Source organism: Sanguibacter biliveldensis (assembly GCF_033798665.1).
GTDB classification, from domain to species: Bacteria; Actinomycetota; Actinomycetes; order Actinomycetales; family Cellulomonadaceae; genus Sanguibacter; species Sanguibacter inulinus.
The window spans coordinates 3,845,380-3,865,688 of record NZ_CP138359.1 but is presented as its reverse complement, the minus strand read 5'-3'; the positions used below and the strand labels follow the sequence as shown (position 1 = coordinate 3,865,688).

Here is a 20,309-nt window from a genome sequence, read left to right as displayed (position 1 = left end):
ACGGGCCATCGGTGTGGCGGCGGCCCGTCGGCACGGTGATCGCCGAGGTCAGGCCGGCATGTCGCCCTCGACTACCACGAGGTCCCAGGCGCCGATGGTCAGGGAGTCGCCGACGGTGATCCCCCCGTCGCTGAGCACAGACCGCCCGGCGACCGGGCTGTCGAGCGTCACCGCCTCGGCTGAGTAGTTGAGCAGGTAGGTGAGCTCGCGGCCCCGGGCGTTGGTGCCGCGGCGGACGTTGACGGTCCCGGCGAGCTCGTGCGGCCAGTCCCAGACTCCCGCGTCGCGCACGGCGACGGAGAGCGCGGCGCGGACGAGGTCGGGCGAGGTCATCGTCCCGAGGTGCAGAGCCGAGCCGCCACCGGAGCCTCCGCCCGGGCGGTGGCGGGTGATCGCCGCGTAGCCCTCGTAGGCCGGGTGGTCGTACCCGGCGAGCACCTCGGCGCCCTCGGGGGTGAGCAGCTCCATGAAGCGTTGGGCTTGCAGGGAGCCGGCGGGATCCTCCGCAGCACCAGCACCAGCACCAGCACCAGCACCAGCACCAGCACCAGCACCAGCACCGCCCTGCGCGCTGACCGCCTCGGCCAGGTCCCCGTGGAGCGTGAGCCCCACGCCGTCCGGCCGGGTGAACTGGTTGTACGTGACCCCCAGCGTCTCGGTCAGCCCGTGCGGGGCGCGGTCGTGCCACACGGTGACGTGCTCGTCGGCGACGGCCGTGCGGAAGGTCGTCACCAGGTGGCCGCCGGCCTCGACGTGCTCGCGGAGCCGAGTGATCGTCGACTCCGGCGCAGAGTAGAGCGCGGGGGCGACCACGAGTGCGTAGCGGCCGAGGTCGGGGTCGTCGGACGAGACGAAGTCCACCTCGACGTTGAGCTCGAAGAGCGCGTCGTAGACCCAGCGCAGCACGTCGTTGTAGCCGATCGAGCTGCCGAAGACCCCGTCGATGAACCCGGTCTCGACCGTGAACCACTGCAGCGCGGTGAGCGCCTCGTTGCTCACCATGATCGCGACCCTGTTGTCCTTGCGCAGGTGCAGCAGCGCGTCGCCCGCGGCGGAGGCCTCGCGACCGAAGACTCCGGCCTCCTCGTACGTCGGGTTGGTCTCGAGGTCGTGGCTGAGCAGGCCCTTCCAGTACGTCTCGAAGGAGTTGTGGATCGAGTGCCAGTGCCAGTACATGAGGCCGTCGGCCCCGCTCGCCAGGTGGCTGTACGCCTGGAGGCGCAGCTGTCCGGGGTAGGGGAGCCAGCCGATCTGGCCCTGTGCCTGGGTCTCGAGCACGAGGTAGTTCGCGCCGCCCTTGATCGAGCGGGTCATGTCCCCGCCGAAGGCGATCTCCTTGCCCGTGAGGCGTGCCTGCGTCGGGTGGTAGATGTCCACACCCGCGACGTCGACGGTCGCAGCAGCCTTGAAGTGGTCGACCGAGGGCTGCAGGCCGTAGGACCACCCGGGCGACCAGTCGAAGTCGAAGTTCTGCGTGACGAACTGGTCCTCGCACGAGTACTCGCGGACGATCCCCGCCTGCCAGCCGAGGAACTCCTCGACGAGGCGCCGCCGGTACTTCGCGAACTCCGCGCCGAGCGACCCGTTGATCGTGCCGCGTACGTCGGGGAAGTCCTCCCACGCGTCGATGCGGTTGGACCAGTAGGCGAGGCCGAAGGCGTCGTTGAGCGCACCGAGGTCGTCGTCGAACTCCGCGCGCAGGTACTTGACGAAACCACGCTGCACGTCGCGGGAGGCGGCCTCGTAGTACTTGGTCTCGTTGTCGATCTGGAACCCGATGACACCGGGGCGGTGCGCCGTGCGCTCCATGAGGCGCCGGATGACGCGCTCGGCGTGGAAGCGGTACGTGGGGTTGGCGATGTTCATGATCTGCCGGGCGCCGTAGCGGCCCTCGCCGCGGTTCGTGACCGCCAAGACCTCCGGGTACGACTGCACGAGCCAGGCTGGTACCGCGTAGGTAGGTGTCCCGACGATCACGTGGATGCCCGCAGCCTCGAAGGCGTCGAGCGCGCGGTCCACGTGCGTGAAGTCGAAGACGCCGGGCTGGGGTTCGAGCGAGCTCCACGTCGACTCGGCGATCCGCACCACGGTGATGCCCGCGGCCTTCATCATCTCGACGTCTGTGTCGATCCGGTCGGTCGGCATGTACTCGTCGTAGTACGCCGCACCGAACAACAGCTGGTCCACCGTGGTCACCCTTCGTCGCGCGTCCGCCGCAGGCTCTGGTGCGCCCGCAGCTCGTCCTCCGTCGGACACAGACCACCTTACCTACTGATCGGTAGATAAGTGCGAGTGCCTCGATATCCTGTCGCGATGAACCGCAGACCCGACGTCGTGGTCCGGACGGCTCCGGACGCTCCCTGGTTGCCACCCGGGTCACGGGCCGAGGTGGTGCGGTCCTCCGTCGCACCGAGCCCGGCCTGCCTCGTGCGGCTGCTGCTGCGCCGGGGTGATGACGTGTTCTGCGTCCCTCGGGAGCAGACGGGTGCTCTCGACCTGCCGACCCGGGTGGTCGATCTTTCCGACCTCGACGGGCGCGTCGCGGCGGCGCAGCTCGCTCTCGAGGTCCTCGGGCGGAATGCACGGCTGGTGCCGGTGGGCTTCGTCAGGAACGTGGTCGCCGAGGACGCGCCGGACTACGGATGGCCCGTGCCGGTCGCGCACTTCGTGGTCTGGGAGGCATCGGGTGTCCCCGTGGTCGACGGGGAGTGGGTCGAGGCGCACGGTGCCGGGTCTCTGCTGGCTGAGCGGCACTGGTTCCCGCTGCTGTCTGCGCTCAGCTGACCTGAGCTACTGCACCTTCACGCGACGTGAGTCCACGCACGGACGGCTGCGCGGATCGCCTCAGAGCGGTTGGGCAGACCTTCTGCCTCGGCGCGCGCAGTCAAGGCCGCGAGGGTGGGTCCGTCGAGCCGGACGGGTACGACGACGCCCGCTCCGGAGCCGATGGTCGGACGGCCGCGTCGGCGCAGCGTCGGCGTGTCGTACCCGGCCTCCGCCTCGTCGGCCCAGGCCTTGATCTGCTCGTCGCTCACGGCTTCGCCGCGCACCTCGCGCTTGCTCATGAAATTACTGTATACGAAAACATGAGCGCGGCCCAGTGGCCTTGACGAGCCCCGGCTCGAAGCTGCCATTGCACTGTCGCCTTACTGACACTCTTGCCGGAAGTGCAAGTAAGGGATGGCGTCACTGACAGATCCGACCCGTCAGCCCCTCGCCCTCTCCTCCGCCAGCACCCGCCCCAGGTACCGCGCCACCTCCCGCGGCCCGCTGCGGGGCGCGACGGCCTCGACCTGCGGGTTGTAGTTCGTGTTCGTGTTGACGTCGTACGTGAGCACCCGCCCGTCGACAGACTCGATGAGCTCGATCCCCGCGATCTCGATGCCGTGCGCCCGCGTGAAGGCCAGGTACTTCTCGACGATCCCCGGGTCGAGGTCCTCGCGCAGCGAGAACAGCGACACCCCGGGCTCGGGCGCGAGCGTCGCTCCGGGCGGCAGGACGGGACGACCTGTCGTCGGGTCGACGGCGCACGCGTCGGCCGGGCACAGCTGGAAGCCGCCGCGCAGGGTGTCGGCCCGCACCGAGTACAGGTGCTCCCCGCCGACGATCTCCACGCGGGTGATCGACCCGTCGCGCGGCTGCACGTACTCCTGGAGCAGCGTCACCCCGTCGACAGGCTCCTCGAAGTCCCCGGCCGCGAGCACCGCGGCGAGCTCGTCGACGTGGTCGAAACGCTGCACGCCCAGCCCCTTGCCGCCCTGGTTGTGCTTGGTGACGAAGGGCGTCGGGAAGTCCTGCGCGGCGGCGAGCAGGTGCTCCGTCCCGACGACCACCCGGGTGCGCGGCACGTCGATCCCCGCGGCGCGCAGCGCGCTCAGCTGGAGCACCTTCGACACCTCGAGCTCGAGGACGCCGCGTCCGTTGACCACCCGTCGACCACCCGCCTCGGCCCACGCGAGGACCGCGCGCGTGTGCTCCTTCGACAGCCCGTGGCCGCGGGTGTGCGAGGACGCGCTGAAGCGTGACCACACGATGCCGGGCGGCGGCGGGTCGTCGAGGTCGAGCACCCCGCCGGTGAGCACGAGCTCTCGGTACGGCACGCCCTCGGCCTCGAAGGCCTCGGCGAAGACCCCGAACCACTCCGGGTTCTCGTGGACCGCGTGGACCACGGGCGTCGTCCCCGACGCGGCTGCGGCGCTCATGCGAAGTACCCCGCGACGTCGACGACGCCACCGGCGGCCTCGAAGTCCTCGCGGACGTCGGCGCGCAGGGCCGGGTCGTACAACCAGTCGAGGGCCGTGAGCGCGAGACCCACGGCGCCGTCGAGCGCCGCCCGGTCGCCCGCCTCGGTCGCGGCGACCGCAGCGAACTCGCGGGTGTGCAGCGCGACCTCGGGGTCGCTCACCGCGATCATCGGGTGGATCGACGGGATGCGGACGCTCACGTTGCCGAAGTCTGTCGACGCGGCGAGCTCGGCGGGGACGACCCCACCGGCGAGCGCGGTCCGACCCCGTCCGGCCTGGTGCTCGGCCCAGCGCGCCGCGAGCGGCCCGTTGGTCCGCAGCGGCAGCGTGTACGGCACGGGGTCCCACTCGATCTCGGCGACGGTCCCGGTCGCCTGGGCGATGCCGTGCGCGATGTCTTCGAGACGGTTCGACAGGTCCTTGAGGGTCGACGCCTCGGCCGAGCGCACGTAGTACTCGACGACCGCCGTCTCGGTGACGATCGAGGGCCGTGTGCCGCCCTCGCGGATGACCCCGTGCACGCGGTCGCTCGGCGGCAGGTACTGCCGCAGCAGACCGACCGCCTGGTAGTTGAGGGTCACCGCGTCGAGGGCGTTGCGACCCATGAACGGTTGGGCCGAGGCGTGCGCGGCGACGCCCGTGTACCGGACCACGAGCTGGCGCCGGCCGAGGAAGGGCTGGTCGACGACGTCGTAGCCGAAGGGGTGGACCATGATCGCGGCGTCGACGCCGTCGAAGAAGCCCGCCCGCGCGAGGATCTCCTTGCCGCTGTTGCCCTCCTCGGCCGGGGTGCCGAGCAGCAGCACCCGGCCCGGGAGGTCCTCCTCGGCCAGGGCGAGGAAGGCCCCCGTCGCTGCCGCGGCGATGAGGTGGTGCCCGCAGGCGTGGCCGATGCCGGGGAGGGCGTCGTACTCCGCCACGATCGCGATGGTCTGTCCGTCCGACTGACCGGCGCTCGCGCGCAGTGACGTGCTCAGCCCGTGGGTCCCGACCTCGACCTCGTGCCCGTGGGCGCGCAGCAGCGCGGCGAGGGCCGCGACGCTCTGCACCTCCTCGAAGGCCTCCTCGGCATGCTCGAAGACCTCGTGGGCGAGAGCGACGACGTCGTCTTCCTGTGTCGCGGCCCGTGCGACGACGCGCTCGCGGGCGTCGGCGGGGGAGCCTGCGTGCTCCGAGACCAGCGGCACGAATGCTGCTGCCCTGCGGCGGGTCGTCGCGTCGAGGGCCTCGAGGTAGGCGCGGCTCGGCTGCGGCGGACGAAGGGCGGTGCGGTCGGTCATCGGGCTCCTGCTCTCGGGGTGCGTCGGCGGGGCGTGCAGCGACGAGGTGCGCGGTCTGCGCGCCAGAGGTCTCTTGCCACCCTAGGTGCACGACCTGCGCGCCCTAGCGGTACAGGCAGATTCTCGGTTGCTGAGACGTGGTGCGAGGCTGTCCGGTGTGCGCGACGGCACGACGCCCCAGGATGCGGCTGTCCAGGGTGGCCAGGATCATGGAGACGATGACAGAGATCGCGCTGACCGTCGGATGGATCCTCTCGTTCGTCGTCGTCCTCGTGATCCAGGTCGTGGCTGCTCGCAGTGGCGGGTGGGGTGCAGACGATGCCGCGACTCGCGCGAGGTACCGCTCGCTGCGTCCGTACGTCTGGGGAGCCTCAGCCGTCGGCCTGCTGTGCCTGCTCGGCCTGGTCATCACCAGAAACCACTGAACGGGAGACCCCCTGTGACTACGACCACGACCACCACCCCCGCGCCCGACCGCGCCCCCACCCCGGTGCGCACGCCGCCCGAGGGAGCGCACGCGCTCGTCGTCGGAGCCACCGGCATCGCCGGATCGGCGCTCGTCGAGCAGCTCGTCGCTGCCGGCTGGCAGACCACGGGGCTGTCTCGACGCCCGGTCGACGTCGCGGGCGTCGGCCACGTCGCCGCCGACCTCACCTCGCGCGACAGCCTGCAGCAGGCCCTCGGCGACCTGCGTCCCACGCACGTGTTCATCACCGCGTGGTCGCGCCAGGACACCGAGGCGGAGAACATCCGCGTCAACGGAGGCATGGTCCGCGACCTGCTCGCCGTCCTCGGCCCGCAGGGCACGCTCCAGCACGTCACGCTCGTCACCGGGCTCAAGCACTACCTCGGCCCCTTCGAGGCCTACGGCGTCGGCGTCCTGCCCGACACCCCGTTCCTCGAGGACGCCGAGCGGCGCCCGGTCGAGAACTTCTACTACGCCCAGGAGGACGAGCTGTCGGCGGCCGCCGCCGCGCACGGCTTCACCTGGTCGGTCCACAGGGCGCACACGGTGATCGGCCACGCGGTCGGCAACGCCATGAACCTCGCCTCGACCCTCGGGGCCTACGCCGCGATCGTCCGTGCCACCGACCGGCCCTTCGTGTTCCCCGGCTCCGTCAGTGCCTGGAACTCCCTCGTGGACCTCACCGACGCCGCCCTGCTCGCCGACCACCAGCTGTGGGCCGCGACCACACCCGCCGCGGCGGACACGGCCTTCAACATCGTCGACGGCGACCAGGTCCGGTGGCGCAGGCTCTGGCCCGCGCTCGCGGCGCACCTGGGCGTCGAGCCGCAGGGTCCTGGCGACGAGCCCGCGCCGCTCGAGGTGCAGATGGCCGACGCGGCCCCCGTCTGGGAGCGCGTCGTCGCCGAGCACAGTCTCGTCGAACCAGATCTGACCCGTGTCGCGTCGTGGTGGCACACCGACGGCGACCTCGGCCGGGAGGGTGACATGCTCGCCGACATGACGCGCTCACGCCTGGCCGGGTACACCGGCTACGTCAGCACCGAGCGTGCGCTGCTCGCCGTCCTGGACAGGTACCGGGCCGAGCACATCCTGCCCTGAGACCGAGGGGCTGAGGCGTGCGGGGTGACCGCTGAGCCCGTCCCGTGCCTGCACGTCGATGAGCAGCGCTGACGGAGAGCAGGGGACGCGGCGTCATCCCCTACGGTGTGATGATGACATCTGCTGACGACGTGGTGGGGGCCCGGTTCCCGGCGATGAAGTTCCGGCACGGGTATGCGTGCGTCGACGTCGACACCCTGCTCGACCGGTGCGTCGTCGCCTTCCGGCACTACGAGGAGGGTGGGACCGCTGCTGCCGCGACGGTCACGTCGTCCGAGGTGCGCAGCGCAGACTTCCCGTTGACGCGGTGGCGTGAGGTCTACGCCGCCGATGCCGTCGACCCGTTCCTGCGGCAGGTGGCCGACGCGTTGGCGCGATGGGAGATCGTCGCGCGCTGAGGCGTAGGCCAGCGGTGCTGGCCTCGACGAGACGTGCGACCCGAGCACGTGAAGGCCGCACCGACGGGTGTCGGTGCGGCCATCTCGTGCAGACCCGCGCGTCCGGGCGAGCCCGTGTGCGGCGTGCGTCAGGCTGCGACGGCTCCGCGTGCGGCCTCGACTGTCGCGGTGAGGACCGCGGTCAGCTGCTCGACGACCTCGGAGTCGTCGCGCGGGTGCGTCTCGGCGAAGCGGACGACCGAGCCGGGGATCGAGAGCGTGACGTCACCGAGGACGTTCGCGCCCGCGATGCCGAAGGCCTTGCGGGCCTCGTCGTGGGCCCACACGCCGCCGAACTGGCCGTAGGCGCTGCCGACGACCGCGACGGGCTTGCCCGAGATCGCACTCGCGCCGAAGGGGCGCGAGGCCCAGTCGATGGCGTTCTTCAGCACGGCGGGGATGGTGCCGTTGTGCTCGGGGGAGACGACCAGGACGGCGTCGGCCGAGGCGAGGGCCTCGCGGAAGGCTGTCGCGCCGGCGGGGGCGGAGTCGGGGAGGTCGATGTCCTCGTTGTAGAAGGGCAGGTCGGCCAGGCCCTCGAAGATCGTGAGGGTCGTGCCCGCGGGGGCGAGGTCGACTGCGGCCTCGGCGAGCTCGCGGTTCTTCGAGCCGGAGCGCAGGCTGCCGACCAGGACGAGGATGGAGACGTCTGACATGGGAGGTCCTCACGTAGGTGCGGGTGGTTCTCGGGTGTGCGCGGCGGGCCGCGCAGGTGGTGCGAAGAGTGCGTGCGGTGCGGTGGCCGCTCGCCCAGCATAAGCGGACCATGGTCCGTTTAGCAGCGTGACGTGCGTCTCACCGCGACGGACATCGCTCATCCGGGATCCGGGCCGCTCGCGTCGTCGCTGGTCCGCAGGGCCGCGGGCTGGGCGCGCCCGGGCCGGTGCGTGGAGTCGGTCGTCTCACCCGCTGCGGGGTTCTCGACCCTGTGGCCGCGACGATAGGCTCGCCGGAGCGCACGACCGTCGACCAGGTGAGGAGGCCCGCGATGACGTCCCTCGACCTCCCCGCCCCCGGGAGCACCGCGGCCTGCGAGCGTGCCGACGCCGCCCGCAACCGGGAGCACCTGCTCGTCACCGCCCGCGCGATGCTCGCGGAGGGAGGCGTCGACGGTCTCACCATGGACGGTCTCGCCCGTGCGGCCGGGCTCGGCAAGGGCACGATCTTCCGCAGGTTCGGCTCCCGCGCGGGTCTGCTGCGCGAGCTGCTCAACGACTCCGAGATGACCTTCCAGGAGGGCTTCTTCTCCGGCCCGCCGCCGCTCGGCCCCGGCGCCGAGCCCGTCGAGCGTCTGGTCGCCTTCGGCCGCGAGAGGCTCCGGCTCGTCACCCTCCAGGGCGACCTGCTGCGCAGCGTCGAGGCGGAGGCCGAGCACAGGTACTCCGCGCCGGCCCACGCCGCGTCCGCGATGCACGTGCAGATGCTGCTCGGGCAGGCCGGGGTCGACGGCGACCTCCAGGTGCTCACGCTCACCCTGCTCTCCTCTCTCGACGCGGCCCTCGTCCTCTACGAGACGCGCGACCTGCGGATCGACCTCGACAGGCTGGCCGACGGCTGGGAAGACCTCGTCCGCAGGGTCGCCCGAGCCTGACGCTCTGCCTGCGACGGGCAGACCGGCCGGCCGTCACACCTCCACGCACCAGGCTCCCCAGACGCGCCCGTCAGATCGGCGCGCCCGGCGGGATCACCGGCAGGGGACCGAGGTCGACCGCCGACGGGTCAGACGCGGCGAGCCGCGCGGTCCTGACGAGGTGGTCCCAGCCGCGGTCGGTCCTCCGGTCCGCCCTGCGGCCTGACGCGGCCGACGGAGCCGGCAGGACCGACTCCGCTGACGAGACCGACGGGTCGGACGTCGCGCCGAGCGCAGCAGCCCCGGACGTTGCGTCGAGCCTCTCGTCCAGCCTGCCGGCGGCATCGGCGAGGGAGGTCGCGACGGACGCCGCGACGGCAGGGTGCAGACCGCCGCCCGTGAGCGTGGCGACGAGGTGCTGGAGCACGGTCCACGCCGCCTGCTGCCGGACCGCCTCAGAGAGGGCGTCACCCGTGCCGGGGGCGTCCCAGACGGCGTCGAGGACCGTCGCGACGATCTCGGAGACCGTCGGCACCCGGTCTGCGCTGCCCGCTGCCAAGGCCCGCTGGCTACCACCCTCGGAAGCCTCGGCAGGCCCGGTGGCCCCTCGAGACCCGACGGCCGAGGCCGCGTCTTCCGCAGCCTGCCACGCCACCCTGTTGAGCCGCCCCGGGGCGAAGAGCTGCTCGGCGACGATCCCGGCCCCGGCGCCTACGGCTGTGAAGGGGTCGAAGACGATGCCGCGGCGCGGCGTGAGGTACTCGGTCGTGCGCTCGTACCGGATGGCGGGCGGCACGACAGTCCGCAGCACCGACGACGGCAGGGCCAGCACCTGAGGGGAGAGCAGGTCGGTGAGGACGGAGAGCGCGCGGCGCTGCTCGGCGCCGGAGACCACGCGGTTGCCTGTCGCTTCCTCCCCGGCCAGCGTGTAGGCGTACTCGACGCCGCCGAGCAGCCGGGCGACTGCCGGGACCTGGTACCTGTGCAGCAGGTAGAGGGGGACGAGCCGCTCTTCGATCTCGCCGGCCTGGCGGTCGGGTGCGAGGACACCCGGGGAGAAGTCGCGCAGCGCCTTCGCCCGGACCTGGAGCAGGCTCTCGAGCGAGGCGACAGGGTCGGCCCCGTGCACCCAGGGGACGGCGTCCGGGGAGGCCGCCTCGGCGTGGTGCCCGTCGTCGTCGGTGAGGTAGACGAGCCCCGCCTCGGCGGCCTCGCGCCGCAGCGCCTGGAGACCGGCGACCTCCTCACCGGGGGCGAAGTCCTGGTACGCGTGCCGGACCGCGAAGACGTCCCACGGGCCCAGGCCCACGGGGTAGGCGTCGGAGAGGTCGATCTCCCCGTCCGCGCCCAGCCGGACCTGCGGGTGCGGGTAGTCCATGACCGAGGCCTGCGGGTGCTGGTGCGAGGCGTAGTTGTGCATGAACCCCAGGGCGTGGCCGATCTCGTGGGCCGCGAGCTGGCGCAGGCGGGCGAGCACGAGCTCCTCGACGGCCGCGAGACGGCGTGCCTCGTCGACGTGGCCGTACGGGGCGAGCAGCGCCTCGGCGACCAGGGTGAGCTGGTGGATGCGCTGGGACCCGAGCCGCACTCGGCCTGAGAGGATCTCACCCGTGCGCGGGTCGGTGAGCGCCGCGCCCTGCGACCAGCCACGGTTGGTCCTGTGCACCCACCACAAGGACGAGGTGCGGGCGGCGAAGGGGTCGACGTCGGCGGCGCGGAGCTCGACCCTGTAGGCGTCGACGAAGCCAGCAGCCTCGAAGCCCTCGGCCCACCAGCTGCCGCCCTCGATCACCGCGCTGCGGTACGGCTCGGGGATCGCCGGGTCCACGTGGAACACGATGGGCTCGTGGACCGTGCTCGGTGCGGTGCCCGGGGTCGTCTTGTCGAGCCTGAAGCGGGGTTGGAGCCGCACGTCGACGCTCCGGCCTCCGGGCAGCGCGTGGTCGGCGAAGCCCTTGCCGTAGCCACCCGCCCCGGGGTGGAAGGTCCGAGGCGCGAAGCCCTCGGGCAGCGGGACCAGGCTGACGCGCTGCGTGATCGACACGACGTCGGGGTCCGGGCTCACCTGCGCGAGGAGCGCACCCGTGCCGCGCCCGGCGAAGGTGAGCACGGCCGAGAGCTCGACCGAGCCGGGGGTGCGGGGGCGGTCGTCCCCGGTGGTGGTGCCGGAGGACGTGCTGCCGTCGGCCGACCTGCTCTGGCTGGTCGGCCCGCCCGGGCCGGTGGTGGCCGACACGAGGAAGGACCTGCTGGCGTCGAGGCGCAGGTCGCCCTGCTGCGCCCGGGCGAGCCGTGCGCTCACGGCGAGCAGGTCGCTCGTCGCGAGGGACGCGGCGTCGACGACGACGCTGCCGTCGCCGCGGTGCTCGACGACCGGCGCCGACCACAGCACCGACCGCGCGAAGGAGTCGTCACCGGCCTGGACCGCGGCAGGGTCGTCGGAGACCACCGTGAAGTGCTTGTTGTCCTGGACCAGCAGCACCCTGTCGCCGACCACGCGCAGCCGCACGAGCCGCACGTCTCCCGGCTGCCCGCGGTCCAGCCACAGCCCGCTCGACCCGATGCCGCGCTCGATCCCGGTGAGCAGCAGCAGCTGGCCGCCCGACCTCGGGACGGAGAGCAGGGCGGTGCCGTCAGCGCCGGGTGCGTCGTACGGGGCGGCGGCCTCGGAGGCGGGGGTGGGGACGAGCGTGGGGAACGAGGTCACGGGGTGAGGTCCTGTCGTCGTCGGGTCGTCTGACCAGCGTAGGTGCGGGCCAGAGGGCGGGCGCGTGGTGGCGCCGCGCCCCCTGGGCGGGTGGTGCAGGTGGTGCCGTCCAGCTCTGGGCGGGTCAGCCCTGCGAGAGCCAGATGTCGTAGAACACCGGCTTCGACGACGCCTCCCAGTCGATGCCCTGGACCGTCGACGCAGCACCGAGGATCGACACGCTCTCGACGATCGGCACCGTGAAGCCGTCCGCGAGGATCAGCTCCTGGGCGGTCTCGACGAGCGGGGAGCGGACCGCGGGGTCTGTCGTCGTGCGCTGCTCGTCGAGGACCGCGGCGAGCTCGTCGTCGGTCCCGCCGTGCCGGTTGCCCGGGTTCGCGGGCGAGAAGTTGCCCCACAGCACGTCGGGGTCCGGGCGGGTCTGGGAGTTGTAGAAGAGGTCGTAGTCGCGGTCGCCGAGCACCTGGTTGAGCTCGGGCAGGGTGATCGTGCGGATGGTCAGCTCGACGCCGATCTTCGCGTAGTCCTGCTGCGCGAGCTCGAGGACCTGCTTGCCCCAGCCGATCGCCGGGTTCCACGTGGCCTCGACCGTGAGCCGCTGGCCGTCCTTCTCGCGGATGCCGTCCGACCCGACCTCCCAGCCTGCGTCGTCGAGGGCCGCGGTGGCGGCGTCGGGGTCGTAGGCGAGGGCGTCCGAGAGGTCGCTCCACCCGGGGGTCGAGCTCGACAAGACGGCCGTCGCGGGCGGCGCCTCGTCGAAGAACAGCGTCGAGGACACCGTCGCCCGGTCCACCCCGAGGAGCAGGGCCTGCCGGACGGCCGGGTCGCCCAGGACCGGGCGGGTGGTGTTGACGAGCAGCCCGCCGGCGTTGCCCGGGTTGGGCCGCGAGACCACCTGGTACTCCGCGCCTGCCTGCAGCTGGGGGAGGTCCTGGGTGGGCACGTCGCCGATGACGTCGAGCTGGTCGGAGACGAGCGACCCCGTGCGGACCGACCCCTCGGAGATGACCGAGAACTCGACCCGGTCGAGATAGGCGTCGCCCGTGTGCGCAGCGCGCGCCGGAGCCCAGTCGTAGCCCTCGCGGCGGACGATCGCCACGCTCGTGCTCGGCTCGTAGCTCTCGATCGTGAAGGGCCCCGACGCTGCGTACTGCCCTGTGCAGAGCTCTTCGGGGGTCTTGGCGAGGCTCTCGCTCGACAGCAGCCCGAGGGACATGCTCGACGCGGCCTGGAGGAACTGTGCGTTCGGGGCCGCGAAGGTGACCGTCGCGGTGTGCTCGTCGACCACCTCGGTCCCCTCGTAGCCCGTGAGGTACTGGAGCGGCAGCCCGGCGAGAGGCCCGAGCTCGGCGACCGAGTCGAAGTTCTTCTTCACGAGCTCCGCGGTGAGCTTCTCACCGTCGGAGAAGGTCACGTCGTCGCGCAGGTGGAAGGTGAAGGCCGACGCGTCCTCGTTGACCTCCCACGACTCGGCGAGCCACGGGGCGATCTCCCCGGTCTCCGGGTCCTGGTCGAGCAGGCTGTCGACGACCGACCGGGTGACCGTCAGGCTCACGGTGAGCCCGCCCTGGCGCGGGTCGAGGCACTGCGGGTCCGCCTGCAGGCCGTAGCGCAGCGTGCCGCCCGAGACGGGCGGGCCGGCCGCAGCGCCCTGGCCGCCGGACGAGGCTGTCGAGCCGCCACCGCAGGCCGAGAGCAGCAGGGCTGCTGACACGACGGCGGCGGGCAGGAGGGACGGGGACAGTCTCATGGACGGGCTCGCATTCTGGGTGCTGGACGGCAGGAGGGCTGGAGGGCAGGAGGGGACGAGGGAGGATGAGCGGGAGCTCAGGCGTGGGCGGCGAGCTCGGCGCGGATCTCGTCGAGGGTGTGCCACCCGAAGTCACGGGTCCCGGCGGCCACCTCGTCGAGGGCCCGCGCGACGAGCGGCCCGACCACCAGGTCGACGCCCACGGCCGCCGCCTGCTCGGGATAGGTGCTGCGGTCTCCGCCGGTCTCGCGCGGACGACGACGCACGGCGATGTCGCGGAACACCCCGCTGCGGTCTTTCGGCTGGGTCCGCAACCACCGGACGAGTCGGGTGAGCGCGCGCTCGCGGGCCAGCGCAGGGGCGGCGTCGGAGAAGGCGTAGGGCTCGTAGGCGTCGAAGCGCTCGAGCACGACGCCCGAGCGGATCGCGACCTCGGTGCTCTCCCGGGCGACCGCCGCCGCGAGGTCGCGGTACCTGTCGACCACGTCCGCGATCGGCGCGTCGACGAGGGTGGTCAGACCGAGGATCGAGCCGAAGCCCTGCTTGCCCCAGCGGTACCCCGCGAGGTTCGCCGTCGCGACGACGTCGCCGTAGGCCCGGAGGTCTTCGGCGACGGCCAGGACGCGCGCGTCCGGTGCACCGCCGCCCGGCAGGCCGACGGCGACAGCCCCAGCACCCCCGTCGCTCACGACACCGGGGCCCAGGTAGTCGGTGAAGATGTTGACGAAGGCGCCGAGCACCCGCTCCGAGCCGACGGCGTCGGCGATGGTCTGCTCGTTGTGGCCGTTCTGGGCCGAGAGCACCAGACCGTCGGCCGCGAGGCGTGGTGCGACCCAGGCTGCTGCGGTCGCCGTGTGCTGCGACTTGGTCGCCAGGATCGCCCTGTCGATGCTCGTCGCGGGCGCCTCGTCCGGCAGGTAGGCCCCCGCGACCTGAACGACGTCGTCGCGCCCGTCCGGTCGGCGGATCGTCAGCCCGTGCTCGCGGATCGCCGCGACGTGCGCGGCGTCGGTGTCGATCACGGTGACGGCGTGCCCTGCTCGCGCCAGGGCGTGGGCGAGGGTCCCGCCGATCGCCCCCGCGCCGACCACCGTGTAGGCGGCGCGCTCGGGACGGCCCGGGTCGAGGGCTGGGGCAGGCGCGCCTGCGGTGACAGGCGTGGGGCGTGCTGTCGTGGTGCTCATGCGGGGACCTCCGAGAGGTGGGGAGAGGTGGCGGCCGGGGTGCCGGTCGTCGGCGCGGCTCCGGGACCGTCCGCGGCCGGCTGCTGGGTGCTCGTGGTCGTCGGCCAGTGCTGGGGGAGGGCTGTCGTGCCGCCCGAGGCCCCGCCGTCGACCGACAGCGTGGTGCCCGAGACCCACCGGGCGTCCGGGCCGAGCAAGAACCGCACCGCCGAGGCGATGTCCCCGGGCTCGGCACGGCCGGGCAGGACGTTGCGGCGGACGGCGTCCGCGTACTCCGGTGTCACCGGGTTCACGGGGGAGTCCACGTCCACGAAGCCCGGCGCGACGGCGTTGACCCGGATGCCCGACGGGCCGAGCTCGACCGCGCTCGCCTGCGTGAGCAGGGTGAGCGCAGCCTTCGACGTCGAGTAGTGCGCCGTCCCCGGGCGGGCGGCCCGTGCCGCCCCCGAGGTGATGTTGACGACCGCCGGCGTGCGGCCCGCGGCGGTCGCGCGACGGCCGAGCTCTTGGGTGGCGAGCAGCACGGCGCGCACGTTGACGTGCTGCACCCGGTCCCACTGCGCCGGGGTGATCTCCAAGAACGGGATCGCCGGGTACACCCCCGCCGCGTTGACGAGGGCGTCGAGCGGTCGGTGCTCCCACGCGGCCGCGACGGCGTCCCGGGCGAAGGTCTCGTCGCCGAGGTCGCCCACGAGGGCGTGCACAGGGGCACCCGTGCGCTCGCGGACCTCGGCGAGCACCGCGTCGAGGGCGTCCTGGCGGACGTCGACACCTGTGACCTCCCAGCCGTGCGCCGCGAGGTCACGGGCGATCGCCGCCCCGATGCCGGAACCCGCGCCCGTGACGAGCGCGTGGCCTGCGCGTCCCGGGTGGCCTGCGTGCCCCGGTGCGACGGTGCTGGTCGTCGTGGCGGTCTGGCTGCTCTCTGGCGTGCTCATGCTGTCTCCCTCACGTGGTCGGCGATCTGCGCGTGCGTCGCGAACCACACGGGCCCTGACGCGGTGATCTCGGCGAGCAGCTCGTCGAGCACCCACAGGCGCGAGCGGTGCCCGATGATCCCGGGGTGCATGGTCAGCTGGAACACCCCGCCCTCGGCGAGGGCACCGCGGAACTCGTCCCGCCAGATGCCCAGCACGGCGGCCGGGGCCGTGTGCGGCCTGAGCCCGGCGTAGCGGGCCATGACGAAGTACGGGGCGTCGTCCCGGATCCACTCGACGGGCACCTCGACCACACCCGTCGGCACACCGTCGGCGAGCAGCTCGTAGGGGTCGTCGTCGGCCATGAGCGAGCTGTCGTACCGGAAGCCCGCCTCCTGGACGATCCGCAGCGTGCTGTCCGAGAAGTCCCACGACGGCGTGCGGATGCCCACGGGGCGCGTCCCCGACAGTCGCTCGAGCACGTCGAGGCTGCGCAGCGTGAGGTCGCGCTCGTCGGCCTCGCTCAGCAGCGTGTTCCGCTCGTGGATCCACCCGTGCACACCCACCTCGTGGCCGGCCGCCGCGTAGTCGCGGACCTCCCCGGGGTGCAGCAGACCGGAGACCGCCGGGACGAAGAACGACGCCGGCACACCGTGCCGCTCGAGCAGGGAGAGGATGCGCGGCACCGCGACGCGGGCCCCGTACTCGCCCGCGGCGAGCCCGCCCGGGGTCGTCTGACCCTCGCGCAGCACCGGGGTCTCGTGGTCGGCGTCGAAGGAGATCGCGACGGCGACGCGGGCACCACCGGGCCAGCTGCCCGGGACGAGCCGGCGACCGGCCCGCACCTGCTCGACGAGGCCGCGCCACACCGGCTCCTCCCACTGCCAGGGCTGCTGGTCGGCGGGCACCAGCCCGCTCATCGCTCGACCTCGGTCGTCGCGCCGGCAGGAGCCAAGAACTCCGAGACGACGTCCGCCAGCGCGTCGACCGTCAGACGCAGGCTCTCGACGTCCACCTGCTCGTCGTCGCCGTGGAACAAGGACCTGAACCGGCCCACGTCCCAGGCCTCGCTGAACAGCGCGAAGCCGTACGCGACCCCACCGCGCTCGCGGACGAAGCGCGCGTCGGTGCCGCCCGAGGTGAGCAGCGGGAGCACCTGTGAGCCCGGGAAGCGCGCGGTCACGGCGCCGACGAGCGCGTCGTAGAGCCGCCCGTGGTCGGGGGACACCGACGCGGAGCGCGCCGGTCCGGCGAGCACCTCGACGGGCCCGTCCGGGGCGGCGAGGTCGCCGAGCGCGGTGCTGACCGCCGCGTCGGCGTCGTCCCCGGTCTGGCCGGGCAGCAGCCGGATGTCGACGTCCACCTCGCCCCGACCTGGGATGACGTTGCCCTTGGCCCCCGAGCGGAGGACGTTGGGCGAGAGCGTCAGGTGGCTGATCGCGTGGCCGAAGCGTGCGCTCGTCCCGAGCTCAGCCAGGGCGTCGTCGAGGCGCTCAGGGTCGAGCAGCGCCCCGCGGACGTCGTCGCTCAGCGGTGACGCGGCGACGAAGGCACGCCACCTGTCGTCGAGCACGGGTCGGCTGCGGTGCGCCGCGACGCGCAGCGCGGCCTCGGCTGCGAGGAGCGCGGCGTTCGCGGCGCCCCACGGCAGCGAGCCGTGCCCGCCGCGACCGTGCGCGACGAGCCGGCGCGGCGCTCCGCCCTTCTCCCCGACGGTGACGGTCACGTGCGAGCCGACGTGCAGCCCGCCGCTCTCGGTGAGCGCATTCTCGGTCGGCACGAGGCCCGGGCGGTGGGTCGTGATCCAGTCCATGCCGAAGCGGCTGCCCGCCTCTTCGTCGGCGACGGCCGCGAAGACCAGGTCACCGGCCAGCCGTGCGCCCGAGGTCGCGATCTCGCGGGTCACCACGGCCATCGAGGCGGTGAGGTTGAGCATGTCGAGGGCGCCGCGCCCGCGGACCGCCCCGTCGACCACATCCCCCGCGAAGGGCGCGAAGCTCCAGTTCTCCTCGTCGACGGGCACCACGTCGGTGTGCCCGATCAGGCTGAGGGGTGGTGCTGCGGGGTCGGTGCCGCGGACCCTGAAGATCGCGCTGACCCGGCCCGGGTGCGGCTCGACCAGCTCGACCTCGACCCCGCTCCCGGCGAAGAACTCGACGAGGGTGCGAGCGTTGCGGATCTCCTGCCCGGAGTCCGGGCTGCCGTCGTTGACGCAGGCGTTGCGGATCAGGGTGGCGAGGAGCGCGACGACCTGCTCGGTCCGCGAGGCGGTCTCGGCAACCGTGCCGGTCGTGCCCGCAGGTGTCGTGAGTCCGGGAGCGCTGCGGACAGCCCCAGAGCTCGTCGCGTCTCGGGCACCTGCTGCGTCGTCAGCGGCCCCGATGCCCTCAGGCGTCCAGGTCTGGGTGCCGCTGCTCACGGTGCCTCGATCCAGGTGTCGTAGAAGGACAGCCGTGACGACGCCTCGAAGCGCAGGTCGTGGACGGTCGGGGCCGTCGCGATCACCGTGCTGAACTCCATGACCGGGATCGACAGGGCGCGCTCGAGCAGCTGCGTCTGGGCGTCTGCGAGGAGTGCGAGGCGTGCGTCGGCGTCGGCCTCGGCGGCCTGCGCGTCGAGCGGGGTGTTGACGGCGTCGTCGGCGGCCAGACGAGCGAGGTTGCGTCCGCTCGCCCCGTAGACGGTCCGCAGCACGTCACCGTCGGCGCGGGTCAGGTTGGTCCAGCTGAAGTCGTAGTCGCCGACCTTCTGCACCTCCGGATACTCGGCCATCGTCACCTGTCGCAGCTGGAGGTCGACGCCGGCCTTGACCAGCTGCTGCTGCACGAGCTGGAGGATCTGCTCGCTCGCCGCGAAGTTCGTCAGGTAGACGACGTCGGCCTGCAGGCGCTGGCCGTCCTTGGTACGGATGCCGTCGTCCCCGGGCTCCCAGCCGTCAGCGTCGAGACGGGCCTTCGCGGCGTCGAGGTCGAAGGTCAGCAGGTCGCCGAGGTCGGTGTACCCGGGGTTGGAGCTGCTCAACGGGCTGGTCGCAGCCTTGTAGCTCGGGGTGAGGACAGTGTCGACGACCTCCTGGCGGTCGATCGCCTCGCTGATCGCGAGGCGGACCTCTTCGTCGCCGCCCACGGGTCGGTCGGTGTTGGGCAGCAGCGCGAAGGAGATGCCCGGGTTGGTGCGGGCCGACACCGTCTGCCCGGTGGCCTTCAAGGGTTCTTCGTCGGTCGGCAGCACGTTCATGAAGGCGTCGAGCTGGCCCGACTGCAACGACCCCGTGCGCACGCTCGGCTCTGCGACGACGGAGTACTCGATGCTGTCCAGGTACGCCTCGCCCTCGTGCCCGGCGATGCTCGACGGCCAGGCGTAGCCGTCGCGACGCTCGAGCGTCGCCGACTGCGCCGGCTGCCAGTCGGTGAGGGTGAAGGGCCCGGAGCCGACGAACTCCCCGGCGCACCGGTCTTCGACGGACAGCGTGGTGCTCGCGACCGAGAACAGACCGAGGGTCATGGTCGACGTGGCCTGGAGGAACTGCGCGCTCGGCTCGGAGAACTCCACGCGCGCCGTCTGCGGGTCGACGACCACGGTCTGGGCGTACCCGTCGAGGTAGCTCGACCCGAGGGTCGCCTGCGCCCCGAGCGCGGCGATCCCGTCGAGGTTCGCCTGGACGGCCGCGGCGTCGACGGGCGTGCCGTCGGCGAAGGTCGCGTCGTCGCGCAGGGTGAAGGTGAAGGTCTTCGCGTCGGGGGACACCTCCCACGACGTCGCGAGCCACGGCACGATCTCACCGGTCTCGGGGTCCTGGTCGGTGAGCGAGTCGACGAGCTGACGGCCGATGTTGAGCGAGTCGTTGCCGCCGGCCTGCTGCGGGTCGAGGCAGGTGGGGTCGTAGCCGAGGCCGAAGCGCAGCGTGCCGCCGCTCTGCGGCTCGCCGCCGCCCGCCGAGGCGCCCGGGGCGGCCGTCCCGGAGGAGGCGCAGCCGGCGAGCAGCAGCGCAGCGGCAGTTGCGGCGGCGGCCGCGGCGAGAGCCGGGCGGCGGGACGTGCTCTGGTGGGACGGCGTGGTCTGGTGAGACAACGAGGCCGGACGCGTCGGGGTGGCCTGGGGCTGTTCGGCCGGGCGGGATGAGGGGGTCGATGGCACGGTGGCTCCGGTTCGAGGGTGTGCGGCGGCCCCGGCACCGTGTCGGCGCCGTCGGGGCGCGCGGAGGGTGCCGGTCGTGGCCGGGAGGATGAGGGGGCGGTGCGGGCAGGACTGTGCCGAGAGATGCCGAGAGATGCCGACGGTGCCGGGCTGCGACGGGACGGTGCTCGTGCTGGCCAGGGCTCGGTCCGGGCGTGATCCCTCGGCGGGCCTCGGCAGCCCTGTGGGCGCGGACACGATGTGGCATCACGTGCCGTGTCAGGTGCCGGTGCTCCCGGGGTGGCGCTGTGGCGCGAGGCGCAGGACTGGCGTCAGCAGGGCCGTCGCGATGTGCGGGCGCAGGTCTCGGTCACGAGGTGCTCGCACGTGTTCAGGTCCTCGCCGACGCCTCTCGGCGTGCGGTCAGGGTCGACAGCGACAGCTGCCGGGGCGCACGGCCGGACAGCCCGCAGGCTGGGTGGGGCGGTGCGGCGCAGGGCGCAGGGCGCTCCGCGGGGCAGGCCGGAGGGTGTGCGG

Annotated in this window: 17 protein-coding genes; 5 read left to right on the top strand and 12 right to left on the bottom strand. The window is 72.8% G+C overall.

Annotated features, from left to right (window positions below; all coding sequences use genetic code 11):
• Positions 1–48: 48 nt before the first annotated feature.
• The gene (locus SANBI_RS16780; RefSeq protein WP_319157087.1) at positions 49–2,187 is read right to left on the bottom strand and encodes a beta-galactosidase; all 2,139 of its coding nucleotides are present in this window, start codon (positions 2,185–2,187) and stop codon (positions 49–51) included.
• Between the two features lie 126 nt (positions 2,188–2,313).
• Here SANBI_RS16780 and SANBI_RS16775 point away from each other — a divergent pair, with 126 nt between their 5' ends.
• The gene (locus SANBI_RS16775) at positions 2,314–2,784 is read left to right on the top strand and encodes an NUDIX hydrolase (RefSeq protein ID WP_319157085.1); all 471 of its coding nucleotides are present in this window, start codon (positions 2,314–2,316) and stop codon (positions 2,782–2,784) included.
• A 17-nt stretch (positions 2,785–2,801) separates the two neighbouring features.
• On the opposite strand, the gene SANBI_RS16770 is transcribed toward SANBI_RS16775, so the two are convergent.
• From SANBI_RS16770 to SANBI_RS16760, 3 genes are all read right to left on the bottom strand, one after another.
• On the bottom strand, positions 2,802–3,065 hold the full coding sequence (locus SANBI_RS16770) for a ribbon-helix-helix domain-containing protein (protein WP_319157083.1): 264 nt from the start codon (positions 3,063–3,065) through the stop codon (positions 2,802–2,804).
• A 141-nt stretch (positions 3,066–3,206) separates the two neighbouring features.
• Entirely contained in the window at positions 3,207–4,202 is a 996-nt protein-coding gene (locus SANBI_RS16765; RefSeq protein WP_319157081.1) for an ATP-grasp domain-containing protein, read from the bottom strand.
• On the bottom strand, positions 4,199–5,524 hold the full coding sequence (locus SANBI_RS16760; protein ID WP_319157079.1) for an amidohydrolase: 1,326 nt from the start codon (positions 5,522–5,524) through the stop codon (positions 4,199–4,201). The genes SANBI_RS16765 and SANBI_RS16760 overlap by 4 nt, the downstream gene beginning before the upstream one ends.
• A 209-nt stretch (positions 5,525–5,733) precedes the next feature.
• Between SANBI_RS16760 and SANBI_RS16755 the strand changes: the two genes are divergently transcribed.
• The 3 genes from SANBI_RS16755 (at position 5,734) to SANBI_RS16745 (ending at position 7,489) form a co-directional block, all read left to right on the top strand.
• Entirely contained in the window at positions 5,734–5,949 is a 216-nt protein-coding gene (locus SANBI_RS16755; RefSeq protein WP_319157077.1) for a hypothetical protein, read from the top strand.
• 14 nt (positions 5,950–5,963) lie between these two features.
• On the top strand, positions 5,964–7,091 hold the full coding sequence (locus SANBI_RS16750) for an SDR family oxidoreductase (protein ID WP_408669717.1): 1,128 nt from the start codon (positions 5,964–5,966) through the stop codon (positions 7,089–7,091).
• A 113-nt stretch (positions 7,092–7,204) separates the two neighbouring features.
• Positions 7,205–7,489, top strand: a complete 285-nt coding sequence (locus tag SANBI_RS16745) for a DivIVA domain-containing protein (RefSeq protein WP_143755816.1) — start codon at positions 7,205–7,207, stop codon at positions 7,487–7,489.
• Positions 7,490–7,617: 128 nt separating this feature from the next.
• Here the strand turns inward: SANBI_RS16745 and SANBI_RS16740 are convergent, their stop codons facing one another.
• Positions 7,618–8,184 carry an NADPH-dependent FMN reductase gene (locus tag SANBI_RS16740; protein WP_056127529.1) on the bottom strand — a complete coding sequence of 189 codons (567 nt, stop codon included), beginning with the start codon at positions 8,182–8,184 and terminating at the stop codon, positions 7,618–7,620.
• 332 nt (positions 8,185–8,516) lie between these two features.
• On the opposite strand from SANBI_RS16740, the gene SANBI_RS16735 reads away from it, so the two are divergent.
• On the top strand, positions 8,517–9,119 hold the full coding sequence (locus tag SANBI_RS16735; RefSeq protein ID WP_319157073.1) for a TetR/AcrR family transcriptional regulator: 603 nt from the start codon (positions 8,517–8,519) through the stop codon (positions 9,117–9,119).
• 70 nt (positions 9,120–9,189) lie between these two features.
• Here the strand turns inward: SANBI_RS16735 and SANBI_RS16730 are convergent, their stop codons facing one another.
• From SANBI_RS16730 to SANBI_RS16700, 7 genes are all read right to left on the bottom strand, one after another.
• Positions 9,190–11,805, bottom strand: a complete 2,616-nt coding sequence (locus tag SANBI_RS16730; RefSeq protein ID WP_319157070.1) for a zinc-dependent metalloprotease — start codon at positions 11,803–11,805, stop codon at positions 9,190–9,192.
• A gap of 124 nt (positions 11,806–11,929) precedes the next feature.
• Positions 11,930–13,555 carry an ABC transporter substrate-binding protein gene (locus SANBI_RS16725; RefSeq protein WP_319157067.1) on the bottom strand — a complete coding sequence of 542 codons (1,626 nt, stop codon included), beginning with the start codon at positions 13,553–13,555 and terminating at the stop codon, positions 11,930–11,932.
• A 77-nt stretch (positions 13,556–13,632) separates the two neighbouring features.
• Positions 13,633–14,739, bottom strand: coding sequence for a ketopantoate reductase family protein (locus SANBI_RS16720; protein WP_319157064.1), 1,107 nt, complete (start codon positions 14,737–14,739; stop codon positions 13,633–13,635).
• A complete protein-coding gene (locus tag SANBI_RS16715; RefSeq protein ID WP_319157062.1) occupies positions 14,736–15,677 on the bottom strand; it encodes an SDR family NAD(P)-dependent oxidoreductase in 942 nt (313 codons plus the stop codon). Before SANBI_RS16715 ends, SANBI_RS16720 begins: the two co-directional genes overlap by 4 nt.
• Positions 15,674–16,576: a polysaccharide deacetylase family protein gene (locus tag SANBI_RS16710; RefSeq protein ID WP_319157061.1), complete on the bottom strand. Its 903-nt coding sequence runs from the start codon at positions 16,574–16,576 to the stop codon at positions 15,674–15,676. Before SANBI_RS16710 ends, SANBI_RS16715 begins: the two co-directional genes overlap by 4 nt.
• Positions 16,573–18,075 (bottom strand): M20/M25/M40 family metallo-hydrolase, encoded by a 1,503-nt coding sequence (locus SANBI_RS16705; protein WP_319157059.1) that lies wholly within the window; start codon positions 18,073–18,075, stop codon positions 16,573–16,575. Before SANBI_RS16705 ends, SANBI_RS16710 begins: the two co-directional genes overlap by 4 nt.
• Positions 18,072–19,793 carry an ABC transporter substrate-binding protein gene (locus SANBI_RS16700; protein WP_319157057.1) on the bottom strand — a complete coding sequence of 574 codons (1,722 nt, stop codon included), beginning with the start codon at positions 19,791–19,793 and terminating at the stop codon, positions 18,072–18,074. The genes SANBI_RS16705 and SANBI_RS16700 overlap by 4 nt, the downstream gene beginning before the upstream one ends.
• Positions 19,794–20,309: the final 516 nt, after the last annotated feature.

Bases quoted from the DNA above. Each gene is read 5' to 3' on its own strand.
- SANBI_RS16715 (WP_319157062.1), bottom strand. From the start codon at position 15,677: ATGAGCACGCCAGAGAGCAGCCAGACCGCCACGACGACCAGCACCGTC.
- SANBI_RS16710 (WP_319157061.1), bottom strand. From the start codon at position 16,576: ATGAGCGGGCTGGTGCCCGCCGACCAGCAGCCCTGGCAGTGGGAGGAG.
- SANBI_RS16775 (WP_319157085.1), top strand. From the start codon at position 2,314: ATGAACCGCAGACCCGACGTCGTGGTCCGGACGGCTCCGGACGCTCCC.
- SANBI_RS16735 (WP_319157073.1), top strand. From the start codon at position 8,517: ATGACGTCCCTCGACCTCCCCGCCCCCGGGAGCACCGCGGCCTGCGAG.
- SANBI_RS16755 (WP_319157077.1), top strand. From the start codon at position 5,734: ATGGAGACGATGACAGAGATCGCGCTGACCGTCGGATGGATCCTCTCG.
- SANBI_RS16725 (WP_319157067.1), bottom strand. From the start codon at position 13,555: ATGAGACTGTCCCCGTCCCTCCTGCCCGCCGCCGTCGTGTCAGCAGCC.
- SANBI_RS16745 (WP_143755816.1), top strand. From the start codon at position 7,205: ATGACATCTGCTGACGACGTGGTGGGGGCCCGGTTCCCGGCGATGAAG.
- SANBI_RS16770 (WP_319157083.1), bottom strand. From the start codon at position 3,065: ATGAGCAAGCGCGAGGTGCGCGGCGAAGCCGTGAGCGACGAGCAGATC.
- SANBI_RS16740 (WP_056127529.1), bottom strand. From the start codon at position 8,184: ATGTCAGACGTCTCCATCCTCGTCCTGGTCGGCAGCCTGCGCTCCGGC.
- SANBI_RS16720 (WP_319157064.1), bottom strand. From the start codon at position 14,739: ATGAGCACCACGACAGCACGCCCCACGCCTGTCACCGCAGGCGCGCCT.
- SANBI_RS16760 (WP_319157079.1), bottom strand. From the start codon at position 5,524: ATGACCGACCGCACCGCCCTTCGTCCGCCGCAGCCGAGCCGCGCCTAC.
- SANBI_RS16765 (WP_319157081.1), bottom strand. From the start codon at position 4,202: ATGAGCGCCGCAGCCGCGTCGGGGACGACGCCCGTGGTCCACGCGGTC.